A 15794-nucleotide genomic window follows, 5' to 3' on the forward strand; every position below is an offset into this window, starting at 1 on the left:
ACGTCTACTTCGAGCCGATGAACGAGCCGCACGGCTACTCATCGGCGGACTGGCGCAACGTCGCGGCGAACTGGCTCGGCTATCACACCTCGGCGGTGCCCGGCCGGGTGCTCATCGGCGGCACCGGCTTCAGCCAGGACCTGCGGGACATCTGCAACGACAGCCGCTTCAACTCGACGCTGCTGTCCTTCCACCACTACGCCTTCTTCTACAGCGCGATGACCTACGACGAATTCCGAAGCCACATTCAGGCGCGTCTGGGCAACTGCGCCTCCCGCGCGGTCGCGACCGAGTTCGGCGCGCCGATGGCCACCGGCCTCAACTACGGCGACCCGAACAGCACCGACAACTTCGTGCGCTACCTCCGCGCCATGGCCCAGGTCATGCGGGACAACCGGATGGGCGGCACCTACTGGCCCGCCCTCGGCGGCAAGATAACCGCAGGCCTCGGCTACGACCACTACTCGATGTACGCTCTGGGCGGCAGCGGCACCACCCTCAACCTGTCCATCCGCAACGGCTACGGTGCCAACCGGGTCCGGTATGCCTGGGGCGACACCGTCGGCGACTCCACCCCTCCGCCGACGTACAGGATCAACGCGCGCCACAGCGGCAAGGCCATGGACGTCCAGCAACCGAACACCGACAACGGTGCGCGCGTCGGCCAGTACACGTACGGCGGCAACGCGTGGCAGCAGTGGCGGTTCGAGGACGTCGGCGGCGGCTACTGGCGCATCTTCAGCCGCCACAGCGGAAAGTGCCTCGACGTGACGAGCGCCTCAACCGCCGACGGCGCAGAACTCATCCAGTACACCTGCGGCGCCGGCACCAACCAGCAGTTCCAGATGGTCGCCAACGGCGACTACTTCCAGCTCCGGGCACGACACAGCAGTAAATGCGTGGACGTACCATCCGCATCGACCGCGGACGGCGTGATCCTCAAGCAGTATCCGTGCAACGCCGGCACCAACCAGCAGTGGTCGCGCACGGCCGTCTAACGGTCGTCTCGACGTGACCGCGGATCCGCGGTATGAACTTGCTCCGTTTTGACGGACACCTTTGGTGTGGTGGTCAGGCCGTGTACGCGGCCTCGTGGACGGCGGGACTACGGTGGCCGAGGGGGACCTGCCGGGCACGCCATAGCGGGCGGAGTGCTGTACGCATCGCCTTCACCACCCCAGGACAGTCCTATCCATGAACACCTGTCCACTCGTCTTTTCGGCCGTCGACGAGCATCGGGCGGCGGCAGGGCGGCGTGGCCGGTGCGGGAAACGATCATTGCCTCTTCGGGAAGTGATCTTCTCGACCCTTCTCGCTCCCCTGGCCAGCCCTACTCGTGAACACCCCACCAGGTCAGAGGCCACTTCCGAGAGATCGGGAGTGGCCTTCTGCGTTCTTGGGTGACTACCTCACGGAGTGGCTGCGGCCTCCCAGCCGTCGTACTCACCGTGGTGGCGAGCGGCCAGGTCGTTGAACAGGTTGCCCGTCTCCCGCACGAAGTCGGGTGAGATCACCGCGTTCGCCTCACAGGTCACCGGCCAGCTGTCCGGATATTCCGGGGAAGGCTTCCCGACCTCGGGGCGCAGGCCGTGGCCGGCGGCGTTGGCCTCCTTGGCGATGCTCTGAGCGGCATCGAGGGTCGTGGCGTACAGGTGAAAGATCACATGACGAGGCTGCTCAAGATCAGCTCCTGCCTTGATGAGCTGATGCATGACCATCAGGTCCTTGTACTTGACCCCAAGCTCTGGTGACCGCTCTTCCAGATCGACGTGCTCATGCTTCTTTCTCCGAAACGGCCACATGCGACATCCTTCGTAATCTTGTTCGGATCGGCGATCATAGTCAGTCCGGGAAAAGCTGGTCCATTGTTTCGGCGCCTTCCAGGAGCATCGGGCGGACCGCTCCTCCGGGAGAGGCCAAGCGCCTTGGCATCTCGCCAGGGTCCATCGTGCTGACGATTCAGCGGGCATATCTCGCCGACGGGCGGCCGGTCGAGGTCGCCGACATCGTGGCCCCGGCGGAGACCTCGCAACTCGGCGGAGTCAGCGAAAAGTCAGCGGACGTCTTCGGAGCCGGTGAGCCACCGCGCTGTGATGAGGAGGGCGGCCGGCTCCCGAGTCAGGGGCCAAAGTTGTCGAGGATGACGACGGGCGCGTCCTCCACATCCAGCCACTCGCTCTCCAGGCCCATGCCGGTGACCGCTTCAACGAAGGCGAAGGCCGCACTGTACTTACCGCGGTAGTCCTCTGGGCCGAGGCCGTCGAGCATGGCGCGGAAGCCGGCCAGGATGCTCGGATCACCTTCCTTGAAGACGTGCTCGGTGAAGATGAAGTCGCGCATCCGCGCTCTGATCTCGCCGTCGGCCGCGTAGAGGATCGTGTATCCGCCATTGAAGTGCCAGGTCACCATCCACACGCGTGACCGCTTAGCGAGTTCGGTGAGGGTGTGGTCGTACGGGGCAATGCCGTAGGTGAATTCCAGGAAGCCCGAGGCTCCTTCGCCCTTGAAGACGAAGAGCACGGGCAGATCCTCGTCAATGGCCTCCTCTGTGGGATATGCCATGGTGCGCTGCTCAGGATCACGGTCTCTGTTCAGCCGCCTGAGGAGATCGTTCACCGTGACCTCTTTGTCGAGGGGTTGCACGACGATCCAGCAGAGGCCGCTCTCCAGCCACTGCTGCCACTCGAAGAGACTACGGTAATGATCGATCACATGATCATTGTGATGGAGGCTGAACCGCACGGCAGGCCCGATGATGGAATCGGGCCTTCTGCATCTCCGGTTAACTCCACCAGTCTTGTTCGGGCAGCTTGAGCCACATGTCGGCCTGGCCGTTGATCGATCGGGCGTCAGCCGGCCGGAGGCCCGCTCCGGCGAAGCAGTAGGCCTCGGCCTGGTGGTGGTAGAGGTAGGTGGCGAGGATCTCCTCTGCGGATTCTTCGGAGTAGACGCCGCCCCCGCCGGGGTGCGTGTCCCATTCCTCGATGGCGCCGTCGCGGGCGACGGCCCCCTGGTTGCCGCTCTTGGGATTGGCGAACAACCCGTAGCAGACGGTGCCCACCGACAGGCGTTCCATGACGCCGGGGTTGGACGCGGCGTATCCACACGGCTGAAAGACGACGCATCCGCCGGGCACGTCGGTGACACCGATGACGGACAAACTGGCGTCGACATCCGCCCAGGGATTCTCCATGACCTCCTCAACGTCGGCGTCATCAACCGGTACGGCCTCCAGGTGCCGTACCGCCTCGGCAGCGGTGATGCCAGCCACGCAGGCGAGGCTGTGGCCGTCGTCGTCGAAGCGCCCCAACGCGGCGATCAGGCGTCTGGCCTCTGCCACGGCGGTGGCCTCGGTGGCGGACAGGCCGGCCTCCCCATCGGGAAGAGTGAACAGATCGGGGGTGGGAGTGGCCAGGCTGAGCCGTCCGGGAGACCAGCCGTTCATCATCGGCTGCCACGGGTTCGCTCCGGCGGCGATCAGTGCGCGGGCGTTGTCGGGGCGGTTGTTGAAGAGGGCTTCCCAGAGCGCGGTACGACCTTCGTGCTCCGCGTCGACGTCATCGACACGCTGGGCCAGTTCCGTGACCACCTCGGGTGAACCGCGCTCGGCCGCCGCATGAAGTGGCCGTCCGTGGAAGGACACTCCTGAGTTCGGGTCGGCTCCCGCGTCGAGCCGGGCACGGATCAGGCTGAGGTTCGTCCAGCCGTCCCAGCCGACGCCGGACCATCCGGATCCATCGTTGACGACCATGGCCGCTCCTTAAGGGGATGTACGGGATGTATGACCGCCGATCATGGCGTACGAGGCCGACAGATTCAGGTCGCGGCCGCAGCCGGTCCAGGAAAGGGCCACATCCTCTGGCGGTCGTGGTCATGTCGGCTGGCGAGAGGCTGGGCGGAGTCAGCGAAAAGTCAGCGGACCCGCTGACACGGGAGCGCAGCCGGGATCAACGGACGTCACCGCCGTGGCACCTGACGGCACTGGATAGCATCCGTTGATCGGAAGCGATGCGCCCCACCGAGGTTCGCATCGAAGGGGGCAGGGGTTCGAATCCCCTCATCTCCACCAGGAGCCGTTCTTGAGTTGGCTCAGGAGCGGTTGACGAGATCCCGTCCGATCGCTTGATCGGGCGGGATTTCATCGTTTCCGAGGCTCTGTGGCTGCTGGGCGGGCTGATTTCGGCTTGTGCGGTGGCCCTGGCGGAGGGCGCTGGTGGCGGTGGACCGCTGTGAGCGCGTGCGGGACCGGCCGGTGGGCGTGCGAAACCCAACGGTCGTCGTGGTGTCGTGCGGTTGGTGGCGGGGTGGATCACTCGCGGGGTGGTGGTCTGCTGTCTGCCCTGGGAGGGGCGGGGTCGTGCTCGGCGGTGCCGTGCTTGAAACGGCTGGATTGAAGTTGGCGGGATCCCGTCTGATCATCGAGATCAGGCGGGATCGTGTCGTTTCAGGTTTCCGGATCGGGTTCGCCCTGGTTGGGACCTGTGGAGCTGGTGCTTGGAGAGGCCTGGGCGGTGACCTGCTCCGGCCCATGAGTGGCGTGCGGTCGACGGGCCCCGCTGGAGTTTCGCGGTTCTCAGCGGGCGCGTCGGGCTCGCCGGGGGGCTGGTGGGTGTGGCGCCACCGGTCGAGGAAGTGGTCGTCGGCGACGGTGACGAGCAGAGTGATCAGGATGGTCTGGGCGACGCGGCCGTGGGTGAGCCGGTTCTTCGGATCACCAAGGGCGAGGTCGTGGCCTTCGAAACGGGTATCCGCCTGGCGAACCGCTCGCCTTGAAGGCGTGAGTCCACCCGACGGTTCCAGGAAACGATCGGTCTTCCTGCGGGAAGCGATCTTCGAGTGCGCCCATTACGCCAGGTCATCCACTCTCGTGAACACTCCTGCAGGCCCTGGATGAGTGCTCATTCGCCTGGCGCGTGTTGCCGGAGGAAGTCTCGCGCCGCGGCTTGTGCCTGACTCGCTTTCGGGCTGAGCCAGAAGCCCAGGTGATCCTCGTGTTCCATCCAGTACCGTTTCGCGCCGGGTATCCTCTCGGCCGCGAACTTCCCGTGGTCGAACGGCACATCGCCGTCCTGTGCGCCGTGGATCAGCAGTGTCGGAGCCGAGATCCGCTCCAGAGGAAGCTCTCCGCGTCTGGCCTGCACCGCGTCGTTGTCCGTGCCCGCCCAGCGCTTCTGGTAGGGGAACGTCGTATCGAACATCGCTTTGAAGAGCTCTCGCACGTGCGGCGTGTTCATGATGTGCGAGACGCGCTCCGCCCGCTGCCTGTCGGTGTAGGTGCTGGTCTCGCTCAACGTCCCCGCGACGACGGTCTCGAACGAGACCTCCGCCGTCAGCCGGGCCAGCTTCTGGCCCACCGTGTCCAGGAACGCTCTCCGTAGTGGCGAGCCCGTCCCGGCAGGCCGCGGTTTGCTCACTCCGCCGATGGAGACCAGTGCCCAGATCCGATCCGGATGGCGCGCGGCGAAGGTGTAGCCCACCGGGCTTCCCGCCGAGACCGCGAGGACTCCGACCCGGTCGATGCCGAGTTCGTCCAGCAGCGCCGCGAGCAGGTCCGCCTGCTCCTCGTGGGTCCGGCCGCGCTCCAGCGGCGTTCCGAGGTAGCCGGGCCGTGAGGGGCTGAGAACGCGGAACCCGTCCTTCTGCGACCAACCGGCGAACAGCCGTCCCTGGTCGGCTCCACCGAGCCCGGCGTGAACAGACAGCAGCACAGGACCTTCGGTGCCGTACAGGTCGTACTCGATCGGGCCGAGCCGTGTCATGGCGGTCCGCAGATCGATCCGGACGTCACGGAGGATCGCCCGGCGTGGATCGGTGTCGATGCCGCCGTCCCAGAGGACGAGCCCGGCGACTCCCAGGGCCGGCACTCCGATCAGAACGGCGAGCATCACTCTGACGATCCTGACGACTCTTCGTTTCCCCATGGCTTCACATCCTTCGGGTATCCGGGCGGGGTTGACGGCGGTGTCCCGCGGAGAGCCGAGACGCCATCTTGTAGGTGCTTCGCAAGCGTGCGCCCGCCCGTCGAGATGTCGCTGCTGCGGTGATCCCAGGTAGGCGCCTGGGATGTACGTGCGTCCGGCAATCGGTGCCGGCACCGAAGTCACGCCGCTGTTTTTCGCAGCGGTGCCGTGATTTCCTCGCCGAGGGTGTCCGGGGCACCGACACGGTGGCCCGGCATCGGCTCCTTCGCCGTCGGTAACGGTCCTGTGTGGTCGATCGACCGACGGCGGTCGAGGGGCGCCGGTGCCGCGGTACCCGATGCCGGGGTGTGGTGGCGGCCCGAGACGGAGCTGCCCGCCGTATCTCCGGATCAGGTGAGTCGCCGAGCTCTTTCAACGGGTCTCGGGCCGGGCGAGGACGGCGATGCCGATCACCAGTGCGAAAGCCGACAGGGCGGTCAGAGTACGGATGGTGTGGAAGAGCTCCCACTTCTGCAGGATCTCTGGGTGACCGGCCGGGGCGGAGGTGGCGGCCCATCGCCTGATGTGGGCGTGCAGCGGGACGTTGCCGAAGACCGTCACCAGCAGCGAAGCCACCGTCAGGGCGCCGGCCCCGAGCGCCAGGCGCCGTGGCAGGCCGCGGCAGACGACGGCCAGGCCGAACGAGGTGAGGATCGCCAGCGCCATCGCACTCTGCATGATCGGCTCGTTGACCTCCATCATCGCGGTGTGGAAGGTCAGGCGCACGTCCAGCGGGACGGCCCCGAAGGTGGGGACCACGTTGGCCGCGCCGTACCCGAAGGCTCCGGCGAGCAGCCCGGTGGCCAGCAGCGCGGCCCCGTGGACGTACCTGGCTGGGGTTCTCATGGCCGTAATTGTCGCTCGCCCGCCGATTTCGGTCGTCCCACCGCGGGAGACTTCCACCCGTACGGCATCAGGAGGAGAAACCGTCCCTCTACGGCACCGGGAGCAGGCTCGCGCCATGGCGCCACGCGGATGAGGAAGGTTCCATCTGGCCCATGAAGTGCGGGGGGTTCGATCCGAGCGGGCGCGCCGAGGTGTCCGGCACCGTCGCCGGAATGGTCCTGGCGGTCGTGCTCAGTGCCGGAGCCGCGACGGTACCCGGCGTCGGGCCGCTGAGCTACGTGGTGGTCGTGATCGGCTGCCTCGCCGGACACGGCGGGGGCGGTCTCCCGTGCTGGTCGAAGGGGTCGGCGAACCCCGCGGCGATCGACCGATTCCGATACCGGATCTCAGCGGTCTCGGTGAAGTCAGCTCCGCGTACGGGTTCCGGAAAACGATCATCTCCGTTCCGGGAAGCGATCTTCAAGCGCCCGCTCCGTTCCAGGCCGGACCTACTCGTGAACATCCCGCCAGGTCAGAGGCCGTTTCCGAGCAATCGGGAACGGCCTTCCGCATTGCCGGGTGACCAACTGAGCGACCAGCCCCGCTACTGGGAGTCGCGTCCTGAGATCGCCATCACGACGGCGGTCAGGATGCAGGCCAGCCCGACAGCGGAATTAGCGATCAAGAAGGGGATGGTGTCGTTGTCGGCGCCGCTGACGACCGCTCCGCATCCGCCGAGAACGAGAATCGCCCACCCGAGGGTCAGCGGAAACATATAAGGGCGAGGCTGAGGTTCCACTGATCATCCTTCGTGAGGCGGACCAAGCTGGACGATAATCGCATGCCGTGATCAGACCAGGAAGATCCGATCCATGGCTTCGGCTCCTTCCAGGAGCATCGGGCGAAACTGCTTGCGGTAGACGGTCTCGGTGACCGAGGTGTTGCGGTGACCGACCAGGCGAGAGATGTTCTCCAACGGGATACCGGAGTCGGACAGCAGCGAGACGAAGCTGTGCCGCTGCTCGCGGGGCGTCCACTCCCTCTCGTTCAGGCCAGCCTTCTTGAGCACCGCCCGGAACGAGCGCCGGACGTTGTGCGCGTCGAGTTCCGTACCGACCTTGGACGCGAACACGAGGTTGTTGTCCTGCCCCCCATCACCTGTCGCTCTCTTCGCCACGTCCTGCCGTTCGCGATGGAGCTTGAGCGCGTCCGCGCAACGTCGTGGCATGGCCGGCGTGCGCCGGGACTTGCGGGTCTTGGCGCCGCCGCCCTCTCGGACCGGGCGCCAGGACCTGGCCGCCGAGCATGGCGTAGCCGAGGGCGTCATCCGTGGGGCGATCCGCCGGCTCGTCCAGGAAGGGCATGTCATCTCCCGCCCCGGTGCGGGCACCTTCGTGAGGGAGCGCCAACCGGTACGGAGGATTCCCCGCTCCTGGTACCGAGAGTGGAAGGCCGGCTCACCGTTCGCCGCGAGCATGCTTGAGCAGGCGAGGGCCGGAAGCCGGGAGTACGAGTCCGCCACGGTGCGCGCGTCGCCGGAAGTGCGTGCCCGGCTCGCTCTCGACGAGCCTGAAGATGACCGCGATGACGTCATGCACACCCGGTACGTCTTCCAGGCCGACGGTCAGGTCTGGATGCTTTCGGATTCCTACGAGCCGCTGCGGTTGACCAGAGGCACGATCGTGGCGATGCCGGAGGATGGGCCGCCGGCCGGCCATGGAGTGGCGCATCGGATGGCCGAGATCGGGATGATCGTCGATGACTGGGTTGAAAATGTCGGTGCACGCGCCGCTCTTCCGGGAGAGGCCAAGCGCCTCGGCATCTCGCCAGGATCCATCGTGCTGACGATCCAGCGGACCTGTCTCACCGATGGACGGCCGGTCGAGGCCGCCGACATCGTGGTCCCGGCGGAGACCTCGCGACTTGGGTACTCCGGCCCGGTAGGCGAACGCACCAGCGGATGACCTGTCACGAGAGATGCCCCATCACCTTGCCCTGGCGCGGGAGCTTCGTGGCCCACTGGGAGAGCCGGCCGACGGAAAGTTGGGCGGCGGTCCCGAGTGGGACCGGGGCCTTGTGAGCGCCGCCCTCTTCCTGCGCCATGAACGCAGTGACTAATCTGACGGCAATCAATGATCGACATGATGCCGCGGCGGACGCCGGGATACGAGGTAGATATGGCGGTGGGCCGCACCTTCCAGGGTGGACCCAGGCTTTTAGCGGTCGCTATGGGCGTGCTGTTGACCGTTGGTTCACCGAACCTGTCGGTGAGAGGCGCGACATCCGAGATCGATCTCTCAACGAGTCGACTGTCCGGTAGTGCGGTGAAGCCCTCGCTCCTGGCTGACATCCCTCCCTTCGGCACCCTGATCGGTGATCCCCTCAAAGGGCACACGAGCACCGTAACGGCGGTGGCTGTAGGCAAGCGTAGTAATGGCACCCCAGTCGTTGTCTCCGGCGGTTACGACAAAACCGTGCGTATCTGGAACCTGGATACCGGGAAGCCAATTGGAAAGCCTTTGAAAGGGCATTCCAAATTAATTTGGAGTGTGGCGACAGGAAAGCGCAGTGATGGTACGCCGGTCATCGTCTCTGGTGGAGATGACCATACCGTACGGGTCTGGAACCTGGATACCGGGAAACCTATCGGTAAACCTATCGTATCCAAACGCAACATCATGTGGGCGGTGGCGACGGGGAAGCTTGGCGACGGCACCCCTGTCATCGCCGCTACCGCAGGGGGAATATCATCAGTTGTCGGTCTGTGGAATTTGAATACGGGCAAACCCATAAAGAGATCCTTCGCCGAAAGTTTAACCACTACCACAGAGTTGGCGACAGGAAAGCGCAGCAATGGTACGCCTGTCGTCGTCACGGGCAATACCAGCGGTGAGGCGCGCATCTGGAGCCTGAACACGGGGAAGCCTCTCAGTAAACCTCTCACCCGATGCCGAGCCGAATGTTTTGTTCAAGGTCTGGCGATCGGCAAGCGCAGTGACGGTACTCCAGTTGTCGTTTTCGCCGACTCTCCGGGCTGGCCTTTCGAAGAAGGTGATCTCGATGGCAGAATCCAGGTCTGGAACCTGAACACGGGAAAACCTATCGGTGATTCGATCAAGGCTCAATCCAGCGGTTTTGCGGACATGGCGGTGGGACAGCGCGGCGACGGTTCCTCCGTCATCGTCTACGGTGATGACTACGGCAACGTCTCGGTGTGGGATCTGGACACCGGAGACGCGGTCGGAGAACCGTTCAACGGCCATTCCGGCGGTGCCCTCGGTGTAGCGATCGGCAAGCGTAGCGATGGGACTCCCGTCATCGTCTCCGGAGGTAGGGACAAGGCGATACGGGTGTGGAGTCTGGGTTCTTAAGAAATTCCGCGAGGGTAGGCAGGCTCGATCTGGCGTCGATCTACCAGCCGATGGCGGCGATCGTCCGGGAGCGGATCAAGAGCAGCGGGCCACAGCCCCGCGACCGGATACCGTCCGAGTCGGAGACGATCCGGGACCATGGTGTCGCTCGTGACATCGCCCGCCAGGCAGTGGCCATCCTGTGAGACGAGAAATAGGTGATCAGGCTGCCACAGCGCGGAAGCTTCGTGGTCGGCAAGAAGAACCGGCCCGCAGAGGACTGAGCGAGAACCCGGGGGATTGCCAGCCGAAGGGTACCCCGGCGCTGACCGCCCGGCTGATCATCGCCTGCAGCAGTTGCGGCTTGGTGGCGAACTTCACCTCGTGGGGGATCTTCGCTGCGGCGCGCCGCTGGGCATCGGCGATCCAGGAGGTGCGGGGAAGGTAGAGCTCCCGGTCCAGCAGAGCATGTCCGCGGGGTATGGCCTAGCCGAGGAACACCCCGATCTGACAGTTGGTGATCTTCCCGGCGGTGCCGGTGTATTGCCGCTGCACCCCGGCTGAGTATGTTCTCTTCTTCTCGAAACCGGTGTCGTCACCGACCAGGATCCCGCCGGGGCGATCCCGCCCAGTCCAAGCAACTCCACATCACCAGCTCCCGAGCTGTCCGGCTGGGGATGAAAAAGGCTCATCGATCACTGGAATCCCGAGTTCACGCTGGCCAAGGTACGTCACACCGCATCGCGCCCGGCCCCATCGTCCCGTGACGACCGGGTTCTGTTCCTGTCGGTGGCGGTTGACAGCATGACGACATGACTATGCAGCCCCTCGATATCTCTTGGCTCCGCGGCGAATACGCCGGGGAGTGCTACAGCTTCATCTACATCCGTGCCGCGCCTGAGCAGGTGGTCACCCGCCTCGGCGGTCGATGGGAGGACTTCACGCCGGGTCCCTTCCCCGACGACCCGGATTACTACTCACGCTCTGAGAAGCCTCTCGGCGTCACCTCCATCGGCGATTGGACGTTCGTTTTCGACTCTGACTGGCTCGGCACCCGCGAAGACGTGATCACTGAACTCTCCGAGGGCACCCGCCTCGTCTCCCAGACCGCACTCGCCATCGAGGACACGGACTACTTCTACTGGTGTGAGGACGGCGAGATCCGATTCGCCTGGGGCGGCGATGACGGATATCTGACGGAGATCCCGGACGAACTCGTGGACACGATGGCGGAGATCGACAGGCTCTACCCATCGGGTCCCCGGCTCTACCGAGGGCCGGCTTTCCTGCTCGTCGAGCACCTGACCGGGATCAGGGCGACGGAGCAACTACTGAAGGGCTCTACGTTGATGTGGGGCGCCGTCCCAGAACCGGCCAAATCGTAACGTTGGCCGACAGCGAGCCTTTTCCTCCTGAAGTCGCAGCTCAGAGACAACTTCGGGGGCCGCCGTGGCACCAAGCATCTGGCTGCCGCCGAGGTCGCGAAAGGACTGAACATCACGTTCGAAGAGATCGAAGGGATTCTGGCGAGGGCAGGACTGCCTCCGGTGCGATGATGCCCTGCTCTCCGAGACGCCCCGGTCTGGCAGCAAGCCCATCCGCCCTTGCCCGGTCTGCTGCGAGACGAAGCCATGCCGCGTCTCGCCGGAGTCGTGGGCCGTCCAATCGGTGATCCCGCTCAGATGAAGCCGCATCCCCGATCAGTGCTCCGAGCCTGTGAGATGGTCGACGTCCCACCAGGGAAGGCCGTGTTGATCGGAGATTCCGACTTCGACATGCAGGCCGCGGTTAACGCCGGAACTCGCAGCATCGCCTACGCCAACGAGCGTGGCAAAGAGGTGAGTCTCGCCGAGGCCGGGGCCGATGCGGCGGTTCGGAGCATGCACGAGCTCGCCGTTGTCTTTGCAGCGGTGGCGTAGGGAGTAGCTATGGATGTCGCGGATCTTCAGCACGCTCTGGACGAGGTGTTCGACCATGCGTTGATCTATCACGCGTACACCGACTACATGCGCGACTACGAGATGATCATTTATGTGTCGGCCGACCCGCGGTCGGGGATCGCACCTGTCCATCTCCGTTATCTCTTTCGGTACTGCGTGGAGGCGCACGCGCGCACGGCGATCCTTCCTGAGCAGTGGAGGGAGTCTCTCGACGATCGTCTTCTGGCTGATCCGAGGACGCATGATCTGGAGGGGTATCTGTGGGGTAATAGATGCCAGTGGCTCTACCCGGGCGCGGAGATCATCCCTGATTCCGCACGCGCGAAGGAGTGGGCCGAAGCCCTCGGCATCGACTTCCACGAGGTCCGGTTCGGGACCAATGACGGCCACAACACCACGCTGGTGTTCTCCGATCTACAGGTGACCGAGCTCTCGGCCGGTTATACGCCTTTCGTGGTGGAGGACGACACGAGCGCCACCTAGCACGCGAAGCTCAAGCCGGTAGGCGACGTGGCAGGGACGACCGATAGTGAGCGCTTACAGCGCCTGTTCAGTCCCAGGAGATGACCGACGTGTCAAGCATGTCCCGGGACGGCACAGTGGGTCGCACCTTGGTGCGGCCCGTGCGAGCCGGTGGTGTGACCCCGGACGGACGCGCGGACGGATGCGGATTGTCCGACCGTGGGCGGATGCCGCATGATCCGGTGAGGCGATACCGTCCCATCATGGAATGGGCTGGCCGGCGGCGCGGTGGAAGGGACGTCATCGACGCGGCGGTGGCGGTCGCCGTGGCGCTGCTCATCAGATACGCCATCGTCGATCCGCCGGGGCCGTCGTCACCGTGGTCCGCCTGGTCGGCCTGGCCGGTGGCGGCGGTCCTGAGCTTTCCGATCGCCGTCCGGCGGCGCCGGCCGCGGGCCATGCTCGCTGTCGCGTGCGCCGCGGGCACGGGGGTGACCGTGGCCGGCGCCGTCGCGGCGGGCGCGATCTGGCTGACTTTCGTGCCGACCGTGCTCGTCCTGTACCTGGTGGCCGCCACCGCCTCGATCGCCTGGTCGGTGGCGGGCCTGGCGGTCTGCCTGTCCGCCGCGGTGACCGCCATCCTGATCTTCTACGCGCAGGTGTTCCCCGGTCTGGCGCTCGCGGCGGCGCCCAGCGAGATGCCGGCGGCCTGGCCGATCGAGATCGGTACGATCGGTGTGCTCCTGACCGTCGCGTGGGCCGTCGGAACGGTCGTGCGCTGGAAGCGGGAGACGACCGCCCGCCTCGTCCGCCACCTCGCCGACGCCGCGGTGATCGACGAGCGCAGGCGCATCGCCCGGGAACTGCACGACGTCATCGGCCACAGCATGAGCCTGATCGCCGTCAAGGCCACCGTCGCCAACCATGTCGCCGACGCCCGCCCGCAGGAGGTCCGCGCCGCGCTGGCCGTCATCGAGCAGACCAGCCGCAGCACGCTCGCCGAGATCCACCGGGTGCTCGACCTGCTGCGCTCCGACGGCGATCCCCAGCAGGACCCTGTGCCCGCGCCCGGCATGGCGGACCTGCCCGAGCTGGCCGCCCACGCCCGCTCGGCCGGAGTCGAGGTGGAGCTGAGCGTCCGTGAGGAGGCCGCCTTGCCCGCCGCGGTCGCGGTGTCGGTGTACCGGATCGTGCAGCAGGCTCTGACCAACGTCGTCACCCACGCGGGGCCGACCCGCTGCGTGGCCACCGTGGACGTCGACGGGCGGGAGGCCGTGATCGAGGTCGTCGACGACGGCCCCCGCCACGGCCGGCCGCCGCGCGCGGGCCACGGCGGACACGGCCTGATCGGCATGCGGGAACGGACCAAGATGTACGGGGGCACGTTCGATGCGGGGCCCCGGCCCGAAGGAGGCTTTCGCGTGTCGGCTCGACTGCCCTACGACCCGGACGGCACCGCGGCATGAGCATCGACGACATGAACACCGACGACACGAGCACCGACGACACGAGCATCGGCGCCGCACCGCACGACTCGTCCCCGCCCGTCCGGGTCCTGCTCGCCGAGGACCAGGTCCTGATCCGCGACAGCTTCAAGGTTCTCATCGACGCCACACCGGGGCTGGCCGCCGTGGGCGAGGCGGGCACCGGCGCCGAAGCCGTGCGCCTGGCCCGCCGGCACCGGCCCGACGTCGTCCTGATGGACGTGCGCATGCCGGACATGGACGGCATCGAGGCGACCCGGCGTATCTGCGCCGACCCCGCCTGTGCCGGCGTGCGCGTACTGATCCTCACCACGTTCGACCTGGACGAATACGTGCACGCGTCGCTGCGGGCGGGTGCGAGCGGCTTCCTGCTCAAGAGCGCCACGGCGGCCGAGCTGCTGGCCGCCATCCGGGTCGTCGCCTCCGGTGAGGCGCTGCTCGCGCCCACCGTCACCCGCCGGCTCATCACCGAGTTCCTGCGGGGCCCTCATCCCGTCCAGGTCGTGCGGGGCCTCGATGACGTCACCCCGCGCGAGCGCGAGGTGCTCACCCTCATCGGCAGGGGAATGTCCAACGCCGAGATCGCCGAGCACCTGCACCTCACCATTGGCACGGTCAAGACCCACATCGGCCGCCTCCTGGCCAAACTGCAGGCCCGGGACCGGGCCCAGCTCGTCATCGCCGCCTACGAAGGCGGGCTCATCACCAACCCGGACGGCCGCCGGTGACCGGTCCGCCCTTCTCCGGACGAGGGCACGCCTTCGCACGTTCATCGGCTCTGTCGCTGATCTCGGGATGGCCGGCTCCGGGTCCGGAGCGGGATCCGCTTTCGGAGCGGATCAACGCCGGCTCGCCCGCAGCCCTGCCGCTTGATCGACTTCACTCGCGTGTTCTGTCCTTCGGCCTGGCCGGAGTTCCAGGGAAGTGACATGCCGGCTCACCGGCCTATCACCGGTCCGGATCGTCACCCTCTCGGGCCGAAGGCCGACATGAGGACATGCACGCCGATGAGGACGGCGATCCAGATCATGGCGCGCCTGGTCGGCGGGGGGCCGCCGCGCAGCAGCGAGATGCCCAGGGGGATGAAGGCGAGGCAGAGGCCGCCCACGGCGATGAAGGACTGCGGTTCGGTGCCTTTGAGCGTCCCGAGCGCGAGCGCCGACATCAGGCCGAGCGCGATCGAACGGCCCAGCCCCAGGGCGCCGGAGCGGTAGGCGCCAATGGCCAGCACGACCCAGCCGAAGAAGGCCGGCCCGGACATGGACCTGAACGGATGCCAGACCGTGTCCCGCCATGCCAGGTAGTAGCCGTCGATGCCGCTGAGCATGGTCTGCAGGCCGAGGCTGTCGGTCAGGTGAAAGGCCAGGTGATCGGTGCCGAACTGGAAGGTCCGGGTGAACAGGCCGACGATCACCAGGCAGCCGCCCCAGATTCCCCACAGCGGGTTGGTGGTGGCGATCCTCTGTGCCAGCGTCATGACCGCCGGCCACAGCAGCACGAACCCGCTGGCGAAACAGGCGTAGGCGGCGGTGATGAGGGCGGGATGCTGGGTGTAGGCGGTGAGCTGATAAGGGACGAAGTAGTAGAACGGGGAGCGCAGGAGGGTCCCGGCCATGATCAGGGTGGGGCCGCCGATCAGCGAGATGGCGCTCACCCATCGGCCGGGAAACGCGGGTTGGCGGTCCAGGTTGGCGGCGGCGTTGGCGGCCCGCCGGTCCGCGCCGGTCCGCCGCCATCGCGTGGTGCGCCCGCGAAGATCAATGCTCATGGATT

17 protein-coding genes and 2 pseudogenes are annotated in these 15794 nt (G+C 66.3%); 10 read left to right on the forward strand and 9 right to left on the reverse strand.

Annotation, left to right across the window (positions count from 1 at the left end; all coding sequences use genetic code 11):
* Positions 1 to 998, forward strand: a 998-nt coding sequence (locus ACSDR0_RS28840; RefSeq protein ID WP_435292041.1) for an RICIN domain-containing protein, incomplete at its 5' end; no start/stop codon positions are given.
* Between the two features lie 411 nt (positions 999 to 1409).
* On the opposite strand, the gene ACSDR0_RS28845 is transcribed toward ACSDR0_RS28840, so the two are convergent.
* Positions 1410 to 1802 carry a ribonuclease E inhibitor RraB gene (locus ACSDR0_RS28845; protein WP_435292042.1) on the reverse strand — a complete coding sequence of 131 codons (393 nt, stop codon included), beginning with the start codon at positions 1800 to 1802 and terminating at the stop codon, positions 1410 to 1412.
* Between ACSDR0_RS28845 and ACSDR0_RS28850 the strand changes: the two are divergent.
* A pseudogene (locus ACSDR0_RS28850) lies at positions 1748 to 2008 on the forward strand (UTRA domain-containing protein); the annotation flags it as partial. The gene ACSDR0_RS28845 and the pseudogene ACSDR0_RS28850 overlap by 55 nt on opposite strands.
* Before the next feature lie 110 nt (positions 2009 to 2118).
* Here ACSDR0_RS28850 and ACSDR0_RS28855 read toward each other — a convergent pair.
* Positions 2119 to 2712, reverse strand: coding sequence for a hypothetical protein (locus tag ACSDR0_RS28855; protein WP_435292043.1), 594 nt, complete (start codon positions 2710 to 2712; stop codon positions 2119 to 2121).
* 70 nt (positions 2713 to 2782) lie between these two features.
* On the reverse strand, positions 2783 to 3751 hold the full coding sequence (locus ACSDR0_RS28860) for an ankyrin repeat domain-containing protein (protein WP_435292044.1): 969 nt from the start codon (positions 3749 to 3751) through the stop codon (positions 2783 to 2785).
* A gap of 860 nt (positions 3752 to 4611) precedes the next feature.
* Here ACSDR0_RS28860 and ACSDR0_RS28865 point away from each other — a divergent pair.
* Entirely contained in the window at positions 4612 to 4773 is a 162-nt protein-coding gene (locus tag ACSDR0_RS28865; RefSeq protein WP_435292045.1) for a hypothetical protein, read from the forward strand.
* A 125-nt stretch (positions 4774 to 4898) separates the two neighbouring features.
* Here ACSDR0_RS28865 and ACSDR0_RS28870 read toward each other — a convergent pair whose 3' ends face one another.
* The 4 genes from ACSDR0_RS28870 to ACSDR0_RS28885 all read right to left on the reverse strand — a co-directional run bounded on the left by ACSDR0_RS28870 (position 4899) and on the right by ACSDR0_RS28885 (position 8112).
* The gene (locus tag ACSDR0_RS28870) at positions 4899 to 5921 is read right to left on the reverse strand and encodes an alpha/beta fold hydrolase (RefSeq protein ID WP_435292046.1); all 1023 of its coding nucleotides are present in this window, start codon (positions 5919 to 5921) and stop codon (positions 4899 to 4901) included.
* Positions 5922 to 6332: 411 nt separating this feature from the next.
* A complete protein-coding gene (locus ACSDR0_RS28875; protein ID WP_435292047.1) occupies positions 6333 to 6806 on the reverse strand; it encodes a DUF1772 domain-containing protein in 474 nt (157 codons plus the stop codon).
* Between the two features lie 583 nt (positions 6807 to 7389).
* Positions 7390 to 7560 carry a hypothetical protein gene (locus ACSDR0_RS28880; protein ID WP_435292048.1) on the reverse strand — a complete coding sequence of 57 codons (171 nt, stop codon included), beginning with the start codon at positions 7558 to 7560 and terminating at the stop codon, positions 7390 to 7392.
* 75 nt (positions 7561 to 7635) lie between these two features.
* A complete protein-coding gene (locus ACSDR0_RS28885) occupies positions 7636 to 8112 on the reverse strand; it encodes a site-specific integrase (protein ID WP_435292049.1) in 477 nt (158 codons plus the stop codon).
* Here ACSDR0_RS28885 and ACSDR0_RS28890 point away from each other — a divergent pair.
* Both ACSDR0_RS28890 and ACSDR0_RS28895 read left to right on the forward strand, forming a co-directional pair.
* On the forward strand, positions 8012 to 8749 hold the full coding sequence (locus tag ACSDR0_RS28890) for a GntR family transcriptional regulator (RefSeq protein WP_435292050.1): 738 nt from the start codon (positions 8012 to 8014) through the stop codon (positions 8747 to 8749). The two genes, ACSDR0_RS28885 and ACSDR0_RS28890, sit on opposite strands and share 101 nt — an antisense overlap.
* Positions 8750 to 8917: 168 nt before the next feature.
* The gene (locus tag ACSDR0_RS28895; RefSeq protein WP_435292051.1) at positions 8918 to 10156 is read left to right on the forward strand and encodes a WD40 repeat domain-containing protein; all 1239 of its coding nucleotides are present in this window, start codon (positions 8918 to 8920) and stop codon (positions 10154 to 10156) included.
* A 282-nt stretch (positions 10157 to 10438) separates the two neighbouring features.
* Here ACSDR0_RS28895 and ACSDR0_RS28900 read toward each other — a convergent pair.
* Positions 10439 to 10753, reverse strand: a pseudogene (locus tag ACSDR0_RS28900) (transposase); the annotation flags it as partial.
* Between the two features lie 194 nt (positions 10754 to 10947).
* Between ACSDR0_RS28900 and ACSDR0_RS28905 the strand changes: the two are divergent.
* From ACSDR0_RS28905 to ACSDR0_RS28925, 5 genes are all read left to right on the forward strand, one after another.
* On the forward strand, positions 10948 to 11520 hold the full coding sequence (locus ACSDR0_RS28905; RefSeq protein WP_435292052.1) for a DUF6461 domain-containing protein: 573 nt from the start codon (positions 10948 to 10950) through the stop codon (positions 11518 to 11520).
* A 246-nt stretch (positions 11521 to 11766) separates the two neighbouring features.
* A complete protein-coding gene (locus tag ACSDR0_RS28910; RefSeq protein ID WP_435292127.1) occupies positions 11767 to 12054 on the forward strand; it encodes an HAD family hydrolase in 288 nt (95 codons plus the stop codon).
* A 9-nt stretch (positions 12055 to 12063) separates the two neighbouring features.
* Entirely contained in the window at positions 12064 to 12558 is a 495-nt protein-coding gene (locus ACSDR0_RS28915) for a YxiG-like protein (protein WP_435292053.1), read from the forward strand.
* Between the two features lie 242 nt (positions 12559 to 12800).
* Positions 12801 to 14003 carry a sensor histidine kinase gene (locus ACSDR0_RS28920; RefSeq protein ID WP_435292054.1) on the forward strand — a complete coding sequence of 401 codons (1203 nt, stop codon included), beginning with the start codon at positions 12801 to 12803 and terminating at the stop codon, positions 14001 to 14003.
* Positions 14000 to 14749: a response regulator gene (locus ACSDR0_RS28925; RefSeq protein ID WP_435292055.1), complete on the forward strand. Its 750-nt coding sequence runs from the start codon at positions 14000 to 14002 to the stop codon at positions 14747 to 14749. Before ACSDR0_RS28920 ends, ACSDR0_RS28925 begins: the two co-directional genes overlap by 4 nt.
* A 236-nt stretch (positions 14750 to 14985) precedes the next feature.
* Here the strand turns inward: ACSDR0_RS28925 and ACSDR0_RS28930 are convergent, their stop codons facing one another.
* Complete coding sequence (locus ACSDR0_RS28930; protein WP_435292056.1) at positions 14986 to 15789, reverse strand: hypothetical protein; 804 nt, start codon at positions 15787 to 15789, stop codon at positions 14986 to 14988.
* Positions 15790 to 15794: the final 5 nt, after the last annotated feature.

Source organism: Streptosporangium sp. G11 (assembly GCF_051192615.1).
Taxonomy (GTDB): Bacteria; Actinomycetota; Actinomycetes; order Streptosporangiales; family Streptosporangiaceae; genus Streptosporangium.